The organism is Streptomyces sp. BJ20 (genome assembly GCF_022869105.1).
GTDB classification, from domain to species: domain Bacteria; phylum Actinomycetota; class Actinomycetes; order Streptomycetales; family Streptomycetaceae; genus Streptomyces; species Streptomyces griseoincarnatus.
On the sequence record NZ_CP094918.1, the window covers coordinates 6,720,332 to 6,733,031 of the forward strand.

The window sequence follows — 12,700 nt, forward strand, 5'->3', positions numbered from 1 at the left end:
GGCGCTCCTCGGCCGCTACTCGGTCGCGATGGCGTTGAGGACGTTCATCCGGCCCGCCCGGAACGCCGGGACCAGCGCGGCGAACAGGCCGACGAACGCGGATCCGACGAACACCCCGGCGATGGTGGGCCACGGGATGTCGAGGACCTTCAGGCCCTCCAGGGCGAGGAGCTGCTGGGCGGTCGCGCCCCAGCCGAGGCCCAGTCCGAGGCCGAGCAGGGCGCCGAAGAGGGCGATGACGACCGACTCCATGCGGATCATGCGGCGCAGCTGGCGGCGCGAGAGGCCGATGGCCCGCATCAGGCCAATCTCCCGGGTGCGCTCCACGACCGACAGGGCCAGGGTGTTCACCACGCCCAGGATCGCCACGACGATCGCCAGCGCCAGCAGGCCGTAGATCATGTTGAGCAGCTGCCCGATCTGGTCCTTCAGCGCCTCCTTGTAGTCGGTCTGGTCGCGCACCTCGAACTGCGGGAAGCCGTCCATGGACTGCTTCAGGGCCGCGTACGCGGCGTCCTTCTGACCGTCCTCTGCCGAGGCGAGCACCATCAGGGTGAGCGGCATCTTCTCGGCGGGCACGTACCGGGCGAGGGTGTCGATCGACGTGTACATCGCGCCGGCGTCGATGGCGCCCTCGCTGCTGGTGACGGCCCGCACGGTGAGCGTGCCGGTCCTGCCGCCCTCGAAGGCGACGTCGACGGTCGAGCCGAGGGTGATGTCGTGGTCCTTCGCGAAGTCCTCGTGGACGGACATGGAGTCCGGCCGGAAGGCGTCCGCGAGCTTGCCCTCGACGGTCTCGATGCGCATGTCGACGGCGTACGTCGGATCGACGGCGGTGATCGCGGTGTCGTCGCTGGTCTTCCCGTCGGGCGTGGTGAAGCCGGCCTCCGTCCACTTGTACTCGGTGACCCGGTCCAGGCCGTCGGTGGCCTTGACCGCGGCGACGGCCTCCGGGCTGAGCCGCTGGCCGTTGTCGTCCTGGACGATGAAGTCCGTGCCGACCACCTTGTCGAGCTCCTCGGTGGCCGAGGCGACCATGGAGGAGCCGACCACGGACAGGCACGCCACCAGCGCGAGTCCGATCATCAGCGCGGCGCCCGTCGCGCCGGTGCGACGCGGGTTGCGCAGGGCGTTGCGCTCGGCCATGCGGCCGACCGGGCCGAACGCCCGCAGCAGGACCGCGCCGAGGACGCGGACCACACCGCTCGCCAGCACCGGGCCGACGACGACGAAGCCGATGAGGGTCAGCACGATCCCGAGACCGAGCCACATGGAGCCGTCGGTGGCCTTGTCGGCGGCCCCCGCCAGGTAGAGGGCGGCCGCTCCGCCGCCGGTGAGGACCAGGCCGGTGACGGCGCGGACCCAGCCGGTGCGCCCGTCCGCCGGGGTCCCGGCGTCGCGCAGCGCGGCCATCGGGGAGATCTTCCCCGCGCGGCGGGCGGGCAGGTAGGCGGCGAGGACGGTGACGACGACGCCGAGGAGCAGGCCCAGCGCGGGGGTCGTCCAGGCGACGGTGAGGTCGCTCGTGGACAGCTCCATGCCGACGGCGCCCATCAGCTTCATCAGGCCGACCGCGAGACCGACGCCCGCGCCGACGCCGAGGACGGAGCCGACGACGCCGAGCAGCAGCGCCTCGATCAGCACCGACCGGTTGACCTGCCGGCGGGAGGAGCCGATGGCCCGCATCAGGCCGATCTCGCGGGTGCGCTGGGCGACCAGCATCGAGAACGTGTTGATGATCAGGAAGATGCCGACGAGGAAGGCGATCCCGGCGAAGCCGAGCATCGCGTACTTCATGACGTTCATGAAGCCCTCGACGCCCTTCTGGTTGGCCTCGGCGGCCTCCTCCGCGGTGAGCACCCTGTACCCGCCGCCGAGCTCCGCCAGCACGTTCTGCTTCAGCTGGTCGTCGCTGACGCCCTCGGCGGCCGTGACGCTGACGTCGGTGTAGACGCCGGTCTCGCCGACCAGGACCTTCTGCGCGGTGGGCGTGTCGAGGAAGAAGATCGCGGCGCCGGGGTTGGTGACGGTGAAGTCGGCGACGCCGGAGATCTTCGCGGTGTGCGTGCCGAGCGCGGTGATGACGCTCAGCTCGTCGCCGACGCCCAGGCCGTGCTTCTCGGCCGTGTCGGCGTCGAGCATGACCTGGCCGGCGCCCTTCGGCGCGGCGCCGGAGGTGATGTCCATGGTGCGGGCGTCGTTGCTGTTCCAGCTGCCGACGATGGTCGGGCCGCCGTTGGTGGGCGACAGGCTGTCCCGGTCGCCGTCGACGACGGTGACGGCGGTGGAGAACACCGCGCCCTCGGCCGCCCGCACGCCGTCCGCGCGCTTCACCTCGTCGACCACGGAGGCCGGTATCACCGGCGGCCTGCCGTTGCGGGCGGTGGTCTCGCCGCCCTCGGAGGCGTCCTTGGAGCTGACGGTGACGTCCGAGGAGGTCGCCGCGAACAGCTTGTCGAAGGTGGTGCCCATGGTGTCCGTGAACACCAGCGTCCCGCAGACGAACGCCACCGACAGCAGCACCGCCACCGCCGACAGCGCCATGCGTCCCTTGTGCGCGAGGAAGTTGCGCATCGAGGTCTTGAGCACGGTCATGACGTGCGCCCCCGGGCGTCGAAGTCCTTCATGCGATCCAGGACCTGCTCGGCGGTGGGCTGGTGCATCTCGTCGACGATGCGGCCGTCAGCGAGGTACAGCACGCGGTCCGCGTAGGAGGCGGCGACGGGGTCGTGGGTGACCATGACGATGGTCTGGCCCAGCTCGTCGACCGAGCGGCGCAGGAAGCCGAGCACCTCGGCGCCGGCGCGGGAGTCGAGGTTGCCGGTCGGCTCGTCACCGAAGATGATCTCCGGCCGGGCGGCCAGCGCCCGCGCCACGGCGACCCGCTGCTGCTGGCCGCCGGAGAGCTGCGTGGGCCGGTGCTTGAGCCGCTCCGCGAGCCCGACGGTCTCCACCACCCGGTCCAGCCAGGCCTTGTCGGGCCTGCGGCCGGCGATGTCCATCGGCAGCGTGATGTTCTCGAGCGCGTTGAGCGTCGGGAGCAGGTTGAACGCCTGGAAGATGAAGCCGATCCGGTCGCGGCGCAGCCGGGTGAGCTTCTTGTCCTTCAGCCCGGTGATCTCGGTGTCGTCCAGGTAGATCTGACCGCTCGTCACGGTGTCGAGCCCGGCGAGGCAGTGCATCAGCGTGGACTTGCCGGACCCCGAGGGGCCCATGATCGCGGTGAACTGGCCGCGGGCGATGTCCACGTCGACGTGGTCGAGGGCGACGACACGGGTCTCCCCCGACCCGTACGCCTTCACGACCTGCCGCGCCCGCGCGGCAACGGCCGTAGTCCCTCCAGTACCCCCGTGCCTGGGAATGGTCACAGCCGATGTCACGGTAAGTCTCCTATGTCGGTTGGCAAGGGAAAGCGGTGCTCCCGGCGGCCGCCCTCGTGTGCGGCGGCCGCCCGGTGCGTGGTGTGCGGTTCGTGCTTCAGTCTGGCGGGGGGAGGGGGTCCGGCGCGCTGGTGTTCAGCGCAGTCTTCTGCTGTGGAAAACCCCACCCCCGGTGCTGTGCTCCGCCACCCCCCAGCGGCGTAAAGCCAGGTTAAGGACGAAGGCGGCCCCGCCTCGTCCTCCGCCGGGACGAACCCTCCCCGAGCCGCAGTACGGAGATGCCCCTAGGGGCTCTCCCCCGTGGGGTGGAGACCGCCTCGGGGTCGCTCCTCCCTTCGGTTCCCCCGGCATCCTCCCGTCCGCGCCCTCGGCCCCGGCCCGTCCGGCGCCGCCCAGCGTCCACCCTTCCGTCGCGTCAGGGTCAAGCGGGCCGCCCGCCGGTGGACAGCGCGATGTCCCGCGTCCACCGCAAAAGTCGGAGTTAATCCGGGTAACACCCCAGCTCAGGGCGTGTACCACCGCCGAGAGCGCTCCCCCGCGCGCGAGTTGCGCCAAACCGTCGCGCTCCGCTCTACGCGCGAGTAACGTGCGGGCTCCGCTCCGCCACCCCCCTCCCTGCGGTCCCCGCACGGACCCGAGCCACGCAAGGAGCACGGGATGCCCGCCGGCCCCTTTCCCCCTCCGCCCGACCCGCACCGCCCCCCGCCCCCGTACGCCGATGGCCCGTACACGGATCCCCGCGCGGGCGTCCCCTGCGCCGCCTCCCCGACCCACCGCACCTACCCCTGGCTGCCGCCCGCCCCGCCCCCGCCCCGGCCGCACCGGGCTCCCCGGCACGCCCCGCTGGGCCACCACAGCGACCTGCGCCGGCTGCGCCGCGCCTACCGCTGGCAGCGCCGCACCGCCACCCTCACCGCGCTCGGCTACTTCGTGCTCTTCCTGGTGCTGTCCGCGTTCGCGCCCTCCCTCATGACCGGCACCACCGCCGGCGTCCCCACCGGTCTGCTGCTCGCCGTGGGGCAGGTGCCCGTCACCTGGCTCGCCGTCGCCCTGTACGAGGCGACCGCGCGCCGCCGGGTGGACCCGCTGGCCGAGCTGATCCGCCGACAGGCGGTCGTCGACGCGCGGCGGGAGGCGGCCCGGTGAACCCGCTGTTCGGCGACACCGCCGAGACCATGTCCCTGGTGGGGTTCTCCGCGGTCGCCACCGTCACCCTGCTGCTGTGCGTGCTGACCGGCCCCGACCGGGACGACCTCGACGAGTTCTACACCGGCTACGGCTCCCTCTCCCCCATGCGCAACGGTCTCGCGATCGCCGGTGACTACATCTCCGCCGCGACCGTCCTCGGCACGAGCGGCGTCATCGCCCTGTTCGGCTACGACGGCGTCGTCCTCGCGCTCAGCACCGCCCTGTCGCTGATGCTGCTGATGTTCCTGCTGGCCGAACCCCTGCGCAACGCGGGCCGGTTCACCATGGGCGACGCGCTGACCCGCCGCATGCCGGGCGGCCGCTCGGTGCGGATCACCGCCAGCGTCGTCACCCTCGCCTCGCTGCTGCCCCTGATGCTGGTGCAACTCGCCGGCACCGGGCAGCTGATGGGGTTCATCCTGGGCTTCTCCGGCGAGTCGATGCAGACCGGGTGCATCGTCGGCGTGGGCGCGCTGATGATCAGTTACGCGGCGATCGGCGGCATGAAGGGCACCGCCCTCATCCAGATCCTGAAGATCGTGCTGCTGCTCGGCTCCGGCCTGGTGGTCGCCGCGCTGATGCTGCACCGCTTCGACTGGAACCCGGGCGCCCTCTTCGACGCGGCCGCCGCCGGCAGCGGCACCGGCGACGCCTTCCTCGCGTCCGGGCTGCAGTTCGCCGGCAGCGCGAGCCCCGGCATCGACATGATCAGCTCCCATCTCACGGTGGTCCTCGGCGGCGCCTGCCTCCCCCACATCACCATGCGCATGTACACCGCGGACAGCGCCCGTCAGGTACGCCGCTCGATGTCCTGGGCGGTGTCCGGCGTGGCGCTGTTCGTGCTGGTCATCACGGTCGTCGGGTTCGGCGCGACCGCCCTGCTCGGGCGGGCCGTCGTCGCCGGGGCCGACCCGCGGGGCAACACCGCCTATCTGCTCGGCACGCGCGCGGTGTTCGGCGCGGAGGTGTCCACCGCGGAGACCGTCCTGTTCACCACCGTCACCACGGCGATCTTCCTGACCGTCCTCGCCTCCGTCGCCGGGATGATCCTCGCCTGCGCCAACTCCCTCGCGCACGACGTGTTCGCCGCCCGCGTCCGGGAGATGACGCCGCGCCGCGAGATGCTGCTGGCCCGCCTGTCCGCCGCGGCCGTCGGCGCCCCCGCGATCCTGCTGGCCACCCTGGTGCAGCACCACAGCCTGCACCCGCTGATCACGCTGTCCTTCTGCCTGGGCGCCTCGGCCATCGCCCCGGCCCTCGTCTACAGCCTCTTCTGGCGCCGCTACACACGCACCGGTCTGCTCGCCACCCTCATCGGCGGAACCGTCTCCGTACTGGTGCTGATGCCGGGCACCAACCTGGTCTCCGGCTCCCCCGTCGCCGCCTTCCCCGACGCCGACTTCACCTGGTTCCCCTTCACCACCACCGGGCTGCTGTCCATCCCCCTCGGCTTCCTCTGCGGCTGGCTCGGCACCGTCGCCTCCGGCGGCGCCCGGGCGGAGGAACAGCGCCGCCAGTACGAGGCGGTGGAGGGCTGGATCCTCGCCGGCGCGATCCGCAGAAGGCCCTGATCAGAGCAAGACGCCGACCAGCGGAAGGCCCTGATCAGAGCAAGACGCCGACCAGCGGAAGGCCCTGACCGCCGGCGGACACCCGCCGGCCGTGCGGGGGGGGGAGGTCACTCCACCGCGCGGCCGGTCAGCGCGCTCAGGCTGGCGGACACGTGGTCCATCTGCATCTGCACGTCCTCCCGCCGGTCGGCGTGCTCCCTCAGCACCCGCTCGGTCTCCCGCTCGACGCCCTCCACCCGGGACTGCGCCTCGGCCAGCACCTCCGCCGCCCGCTCCCGCGCCTCGTCCGCGCGGCGCCGGGCCGCCTCCTCCGCGTCGGCGAACGCCTGCCGCGCCTTTGCCAGCACCTTCTCGGCACGCTCCTCCGCCTCCGCCTGCCGGGCGTCCAGCTCCGCCGCCCGCGCCGCCTCCTCCTGCGCGACCTCGTCGAGCCGCTGCGCCTGCGCCCTGGCCTCCTCGGCGAGCAGCTCCGAGGTGCGCTCCCGCAGCCGCCGCACCTCCGCCAGCGTCTCGGTGCGCCGCTCCTTCACGTCCAGACGCGCCTCGACACGGATCTCGTCGGCCTTCTCCCGCGCCGCGGCCAGCCGCTCCCGTGCGTACTCGTCGACGACGGCGCGCAGCGTGGCCGCGTACGCCCGCGCGGCATCCTCCACCCCGGCGGCGTCGTCCCGCCCCAGGTCGACCAGGTCCCGCGCGTGCTGCCGCGCCGACTCCCGTACGGCCGTGGCCTCCTCCAGCGCCAGCAGGAACAGCCGCCGGGGACCGTCGCCGAGCGACTCGTACGTCTGCTCCGGCAGCCCGGCCGCCCGCTCCCGCAGCCGCTCGAGCTCCTCCTCCATCTCCCGCGCCAGGACGGTGAGCCGCGCCGCGCGCTCCCAGGCGGCGTCCCGGTCGTCCGACAGCGCCTCGACGTACGCGATCACCTGGAGCGGACGGTACCCGCGCCCCCGGCGGACGATCTCGAACCCCCGCGACGACACCGATGTGCTGCTGCTCACCCTGGAACCCCTTCCACCGACGGACATGAAGCCCAGCACGACGACCGAGCACAAAAGGGATGAATCGCGCACATCTTGATCTATGACGAGGAAGTGTTCATAACGCGACACTCCGCTCGGCGGGCCCTGCGGGGGCGGACAGACGAGAGCCGGGCCCGGTCGTGACGACGACCGGGCCCGGCTCACGGGTCACACCTTCAGCGGCGGCGGCTCACAGCAGCCCGTCCCACATCTGCTCCAGCAGCACCGACCACCACGTCTCCGGCGACCCCAGCGCCGCCGGGTCCAGCGCGGCCAGCTGCGCCTGGAAGTCGACGGTCCAGCGGCCCGCCTGCTCCTGGTTCAGCCCGAACCGCAGACGCCACATCCGGCCCAGCAGCGCCAGGCAGCGCGCGAACTCCGGCAGCCCGGTGTTCACGAACTGCGGCGGCACCGCCGTACCGCCCGGACCGGCCTCCACCGGCACCGCGACGATGTTCGCCGTGCCGTACTGCACACAGACCGCCTTGCCGAAGTCGCTGCCCATCACCAGGTACGAGCCCGCGTCCGGCGCCGGCTGCACACCCCGCTCCGCGGCCAGCTCCGCCAGCGTCGGCACCGGGCGGCCGGGCTGGGCCTGCGCCCAGAAGAACGGCCCCATGTCCGCCGGCAGACCCGCCGTCACCAGCGTGTGCGCCACCACCGGCGGCACACCCTGACGGGACACCGCCGCCTGCTCGAACCGGAACACGCCCGGCCCGAACGCGGCCGCCAGCTCCTGCCCGATCGCCTCCGGCGGGATCGGCGGGGCCGGATGCACCGGCGGGACCGGCGCCCGCACCGGGGCGGGACGCGCGGGACCGTCCGCCACCTGGTGCAGCTCGCCCTGGTGGGCCAGGAGCTGCCGCATGCCCTGCTGCCGGCTCGCGTGGTCCGTGCCGTACGGCGCGATCGACGTGATGCGCGCCTGCGGCCACTGCTCGCGGATCATCCGCGCGCAGTACGCGCCCGGCAGCTCGCACGACTCCAGCTCCGTGTGCAGCTCCAGCACCTGGTTCGGCGGCACGTTCATCGCGCGCAGCTCGTGGAAGATCTGCCACTCCGGGTGCGGGGTGCCCGGCGCTGAACGCCGGATCAGCTGCTGCTCGGAGCCGTCCTGCGCGCGGTAGCGCAGCACGGCCTGGTAGCCGGGGCCGACGGTCGGCTGACCGGGCGGCTGCTGCGGATAGCCGTACGCCGGCGGCTGCCCCGGCACGGGAGCGCCCGGCGGAGGCATGGCACCGGGAGGCACCGACCCGGGCGCCATCGGCGGGGTACCGGGCGCACCGGGCGGCGGCGGGGGCGCGCCCGGACCACCGACGGGGGGTGCGGCCAGGACGGTCTCCGCGTGGTGCACGGGCGGGGTGCCGGGGGCGCCGCCCGGGGCGCCGGGTGGCTGGGGCGCGCCGGGCTGACCGGGGGCACCCGGAGCGCCTGGCGGGCCCGGAGGCTGGGGCGCGCCGGGAGCACCCGGGGCACCGGGCTGACCGGACGCACCGTGCTGACCGGGGGAGCCGGGAGGACCGGGAGGCTGGGGCGCGCCGGGCTGACCAGGAGGACCGGGCGGCTGGGGCGCGCCTGGAGTACCCGGGGCCCCGTGCTGACCGGGCCGGCCCGGAGCACCGGGCGGACCGGGAGGCTGAGGCACACCAGGCTGGCCGGGAGGCTGAGGCGCACCAGGCTGGCCGGGCTGCTGCGGCGCGCCCGGCCCGCCGTGCGCACCCGGCTGCCCCGGAGCCCCCGGCGGTCCCGGAGGCACGGGCGCCCCCGCGCCCGAACTGTTCGGATCGGCGAGCATCGTCGCCGCGTGATGCACCCCGCCCGGAGGCGTGCCGGGCGCACCCGGCGGCGGAGCCGGCGGAGGTGTCTGCCCGCCGCCCGCGCCCTCCGGACCCTCAGGGCCCAGCGACGACACGAGCTGTGTGGGCACATAGCCGCTCCCGCCCTGCGCGGACGCAGACGCGGGCGTGCCGCCGGGTCGCGCGCCCGGCGTCCCCGGGGCGCCCGGAGGCGGCGGGGTCGTCGGACCCTGCCCCCGCTTCGGCGGCGGGGTCGCCTTGCTGGTCGCGGCGTCGGCGATGTCACCGGCGTCCGGCGCGCCCGGAGCCGGCGGCGCGGGCGTACCCGGAGCCGGGGTGCCGGGAGCGCCTGCCTGGGTCGGAGGCGGAGGCGTCGCGGAGGGCCCCGCCTGAGTCGGAGGCGGAAGCGCCGCGGAGGGCCCCGCCTGAGTCGGAGGCGGAGGCGTCGGCTGCCCCGCCTGAACCGCCGGCGCGACCGCCGTCGGCGGCAGCCCGCTGCCACCCGACATCAGCGCCGTCTTCGCGTCGGGCGTCGCCGGGGCGTCCTCACCCGACTCCCGCACCTGCGGCGCGTACACGGTCTGCGGCAGCGGCACCGAGCGGTCCTCGCCCGCGTCCGCCGTGGTGTCCGTACCCGCCCACGGCGTGCCCTCGTCCGCACCGCCGACGGCCGCCGGCCACGCCGAACCGCTGCCGTCGGGCGCGGACGCCGCGGCACCGGAACCCGCCGAGGACTCCTCGGAGTCACCCGCGCCGACGCCCCGGCCCGCACCCGTGGACGACGACGCCCAACTCGCGTCCGGCGCACCCGCCTGCCCCGGCACCACACCCGGCGCCGACCCGGCACCGGACCCCGCGGACGCCGCCGCGACCGCCCCGGAGGCCGCCCCTCCGGCGCCCCCCGACGTCTCCCCGCGCCGGTCCGGGATCCCCAGCCGGTCCGCCGCCTCCTGCAACCACTCCGGCGGACTCAGCAGGAACGACGTCTGGTTGAGGTCCACCCGCGCCGGAGGCGCGGGCGCCGGCTCCTGAGCCGCCGCCTCATCCCTGCCGTACTCCTCCTCGTACCGGCGGATCACCTCACCCACCGGCAGCGCCGGCCACAGCGTGGCCTCACCGCTGTCCCGGGCGATCACCAGCCGCTGCCCGCCGCCGTCCGAGCGCGGACCGTCCGCACGGTCCTCCGCCCACACCACGAACCCGAGACCGAACTCCCGCACCCGCACCTCACGGTGCTGGTACGCGGGCACGTCCCCGTTGACCCACTCCTCCGCGCGCTCCTGCGCCTGCGCGAACGTCACCATCGCTACGACTCACTCCCCCGCGGAAGAAACCGGAACGGCATGCGCGAACCCGCCGTCCACCATCAGATTCGCCACCGTCTCCAACTCCGGAGGAGACCCCGCGAGCCGCGACAGGAACACGTCGAAATCCTCACCGCACGACAGCAGCAGCCGCTCCACACGCTCCGCCTGCGACCACGAAGGATCCACGTCCCGCACGTCGTCGTACGCGCAGAACCACACCGAACCCTGCCGCTCGCCCCGCACCTTCACGGCCAGCAGACCGCCCTGCACGAACGCGACGCACAGATAGTCCTTTGTCAGGTGGTCCCGCAGACACTTGTTCACATACACCAGGTCGTTCACCGCGGCCTCGTCCCGCACCGTGAAGAACGGCTGGTCCACCAGCAGACCCAGCTCCGCGTCCAGCGCCGTCCCCACCGGCGCGCAGCCGCCCGCCGCCTTCAGGAACGACCGGTACGCGCCCGGCAGCCGGTACCCGAGATCCTCCTCGACGCCCAGCACCTGCGACTCCGTCACCGCCACACCCGACTTCGGCAGCCCGAAATGCGCCGGACGCGTCTCCTGCAACGGCCGCGTGCCCCGCTTGCCGTGGTCCACCGCCGCCGTCGCCACACCACCGTGATGCCGCAACAGCGCCTTCACCTCGACCGGCACCAGCTCAAGACGCCGCGTACCCGCCACGTGATGCCACGTCCAGCCGTGCGGCGTCGCCACCGCCGACACCGTGTCCCACAACTCGTGACCCGTCGCCGCCAACGCCGCGTTCGCCGACACGTAGTCCGTCAGCCGCAGCTCGTCCACGCCGAAACCCTCCGGCGGGTCAGCGATCTCCGCGGCCGCGCGCGCGTAGGGCGAGAAGTCGGGGTAGCCGCGCTCGTCCACCCGCACCCCTCTCGGGTGACGGGCCGCCCGCACCGGATCCGGGAAGTGCACGACCTGCCCGGCGTAGGCCGCGTTCGGCGGCGCGGAAGTTCCCCCAGCCTGGCGGCCGGAAGGTGCCCCCAGCCCGAGCCGACCTGTCGTCATGGCGGTTGCCCCCTGCGGCACTCTGTACGCCCGCCCGCCCCACCGTCGGGGCCGTCACGGAACGTATTCGACTGTCACGTCTGTCTCGACTGCTTCACCACCACGAGCCCCTCGGCGCCCGCGCACGGAACACCGCCGGATCGCGGTGCCGACAGCCTATGCGGTACGCCCCCACCGGTCACCGGGCACCGGTCACCAGCCCCTCCGCTTCCGTGACCCCACGTCACCCCGCCGTGACAGCCCGCCCCCGCCCTGGCGTGTCGCCACGCCCCAGCTTCCCCAGCCGCCACGCGATTTGGCACTCTGTGACCACCGGGGGGATGCTCGGGAGGGGATGACGATCATGAACGCGACGCAGACGGGGACGCACACCGGACCATCCGGCGACCCCCGCTCAGGCGACCCCCGCATCGGCTGGAGCGCCACCGACAGCACCCCCGCACCCGTCCTCCGGCACCGCCGCGACGGCATCCTCCCCACCATCGCCGCCGCCCTCTCCGTCCGCGGCGCCACCCTCACCGGCACCGCCGCCCGCGGCGACACACCCCCCGCGCTCCACCCGCTCGTCCAGGACTTCCTCGACACCCTCACCAGCGACCAGCGCGACCGCTTCACCGGACGCTGCGCCGAGACCATCCTCATCTCCCGGCACATCGCCACCGCCGACGCCGCCCGCAGCAAAAGAGCCGCCCGCAAACCCATGACCAACGGCGAGGCCCGCAAGGCCCTCAAGCACGCCAAGCTCACCACCCGCCGCATCCGCGAGGACGGCGACCCCCTCCACGGCAGCTACGCCGCCCCCTGCCGCGCCTGCACCGCCCTCACCGCCCACTTCGGCGTCCGCACGGTCGACCCCACCCCCACCGACAGCTGAACCACCCCCAGCACCACCGCACGACCTCGACGAACGAAGGGCAGATGCACACCGACCGCACCTCGACCACCAGATTCGCCGTCCCCGTCGACGCCGCACTGCGCACCGCCGGCTGGCAACCAGGACGCTGGGACATCAAACAGGCCGAGATCTGGGCCGACACCCTCCGCGACCACACCTCACCCGCCGGACACCGGCACACCGTCTTCCCCGCCGCCGTCGAGGCCTGGGCCGAATTCGGCGGACTCCACATCCGGCCCACCGGACCCGGCCGCCAGATCTCCCCCACCCCGGTCCACATCGACCCCCTGCACGGCCTCCACCTCGCCCGCACCCTCGGCGACCTCGGCCGCGCCCTCGACACCGAGGTCTGCCCCCTCGGCACCGAGACCGACACCCAGGCACTCCTCGCCATCGACGCACAGGGCCGCGTCTACGCCCTCGACCACACCGGCGACTGGTACCTCGGCCCCGACATCGACCACGCCCTCGCCACCCTCATCTCCGGCGCCCGGCCCCAACGCCTCACCGCCGGCTGA

Annotated in this window: 9 protein-coding genes; 4 read left to right on the forward strand and 5 right to left on the reverse strand. The window is 73.8% G+C overall.

Annotated elements, in window-relative coordinates; translation table 11 throughout:
• Nucleotides 1-15 precede the first annotated feature (15 nt).
• Together MTR79_RS30145 and MTR79_RS30150 are read right to left on the reverse strand one after the other, a co-directional pair.
• Complete coding sequence (locus tag MTR79_RS30145) at nucleotides 16-2,595, reverse strand: ABC transporter permease (protein ID WP_244792488.1); 2,580 nt, start codon at nucleotides 2,593-2,595, stop codon at nucleotides 16-18.
• Entirely contained in the window at nucleotides 2,592-3,380 is a 789-nt protein-coding gene (locus MTR79_RS30150) for an ABC transporter ATP-binding protein (RefSeq protein ID WP_048457348.1), read from the reverse strand. The genes MTR79_RS30145 and MTR79_RS30150 overlap by 4 nt, the downstream gene beginning before the upstream one ends.
• Nucleotides 3,381-4,037: 657 nt before the next feature.
• Here MTR79_RS30150 and MTR79_RS30155 point away from each other — a divergent pair.
• On the forward strand, nucleotides 4,038-4,526 hold the full coding sequence (locus MTR79_RS30155) for a DUF485 domain-containing protein (RefSeq protein WP_189364999.1): 489 nt from the start codon (nucleotides 4,038-4,040) through the stop codon (nucleotides 4,524-4,526).
• A 29-nt stretch (nucleotides 4,527-4,555) separates the two neighbouring features.
• The gene (locus tag MTR79_RS30160; RefSeq protein WP_086705203.1) at nucleotides 4,556-6,139 is read left to right on the forward strand and encodes a cation acetate symporter; all 1,584 of its coding nucleotides are present in this window, start codon (nucleotides 4,556-4,558) and stop codon (nucleotides 6,137-6,139) included.
• Nucleotides 6,140-6,246: 107 nt separating this feature from the next.
• Here the strand turns inward: MTR79_RS30160 and MTR79_RS30165 are convergent, their stop codons facing one another.
• From MTR79_RS30165 to MTR79_RS30175, 3 genes are all read right to left on the reverse strand, one after another.
• A complete protein-coding gene (locus MTR79_RS30165; protein ID WP_244792490.1) occupies nucleotides 6,247-7,164 on the reverse strand; it encodes a cellulose-binding protein in 918 nt (305 codons plus the stop codon).
• Between the two features lie 184 nt (nucleotides 7,165-7,348).
• Nucleotides 7,349-10,258, reverse strand: a complete 2,910-nt coding sequence (locus MTR79_RS30170; RefSeq protein WP_244792492.1) for an SUKH-4 family immunity protein — start codon at nucleotides 10,256-10,258, stop codon at nucleotides 7,349-7,351.
• Nucleotides 10,259-10,267: 9 nt separating this feature from the next.
• On the reverse strand, nucleotides 10,268-11,287 hold the full coding sequence (locus MTR79_RS30175; RefSeq protein WP_244792494.1) for an SMI1/KNR4 family protein: 1,020 nt from the start codon (nucleotides 11,285-11,287) through the stop codon (nucleotides 10,268-10,270).
• Nucleotides 11,288-11,630: 343 nt separating this feature from the next.
• Between MTR79_RS30175 and MTR79_RS30180 the strand changes: the two genes are divergently transcribed.
• Together MTR79_RS30180 and MTR79_RS30185 are read left to right on the forward strand one after the other, a co-directional pair.
• Nucleotides 11,631-12,161, forward strand: a complete 531-nt coding sequence (locus MTR79_RS30180) for a YwqJ-related putative deaminase (RefSeq protein WP_114876096.1) — start codon at nucleotides 11,631-11,633, stop codon at nucleotides 12,159-12,161.
• Nucleotides 12,162-12,205: 44 nt separating this feature from the next.
• On the forward strand, nucleotides 12,206-12,700 hold the full coding sequence (locus MTR79_RS30185; RefSeq protein ID WP_086705531.1) for an SUKH-3 domain-containing protein: 495 nt from the start codon (nucleotides 12,206-12,208) through the stop codon (nucleotides 12,698-12,700).

Bases quoted from the DNA above. Each gene is read 5' to 3' on its own strand.
- MTR79_RS30145 (WP_244792488.1), bottom strand. From the start codon at position 2,595: ATGACCGTGCTCAAGACCTCGATGCGCAACTTCCTCGCGCACAAGGGA.
- MTR79_RS30155 (WP_189364999.1), top strand. From the start codon at position 4,038: ATGCCCGCCGGCCCCTTTCCCCCTCCGCCCGACCCGCACCGCCCCCCG.
- MTR79_RS30160 (WP_086705203.1), top strand. From the start codon at position 4,556: ATGTCCCTGGTGGGGTTCTCCGCGGTCGCCACCGTCACCCTGCTGCTG.
- MTR79_RS30165 (WP_244792490.1), bottom strand. From the start codon at position 7,164: ATGTCCGTCGGTGGAAGGGGTTCCAGGGTGAGCAGCAGCACATCGGTG.
- MTR79_RS30170 (WP_244792492.1), bottom strand. From the start codon at position 10,258: ATGGTGACGTTCGCGCAGGCGCAGGAGCGCGCGGAGGAGTGGGTCAAC.
- MTR79_RS30175 (WP_244792494.1), bottom strand. From the start codon at position 11,287: ATGACGACAGGTCGGCTCGGGCTGGGGGCACCTTCCGGCCGCCAGGCT.
- MTR79_RS30180 (WP_114876096.1), top strand. From the start codon at position 11,631: ATGAACGCGACGCAGACGGGGACGCACACCGGACCATCCGGCGACCCC.
- MTR79_RS30185 (WP_086705531.1), top strand. From the start codon at position 12,206: ATGCACACCGACCGCACCTCGACCACCAGATTCGCCGTCCCCGTCGAC.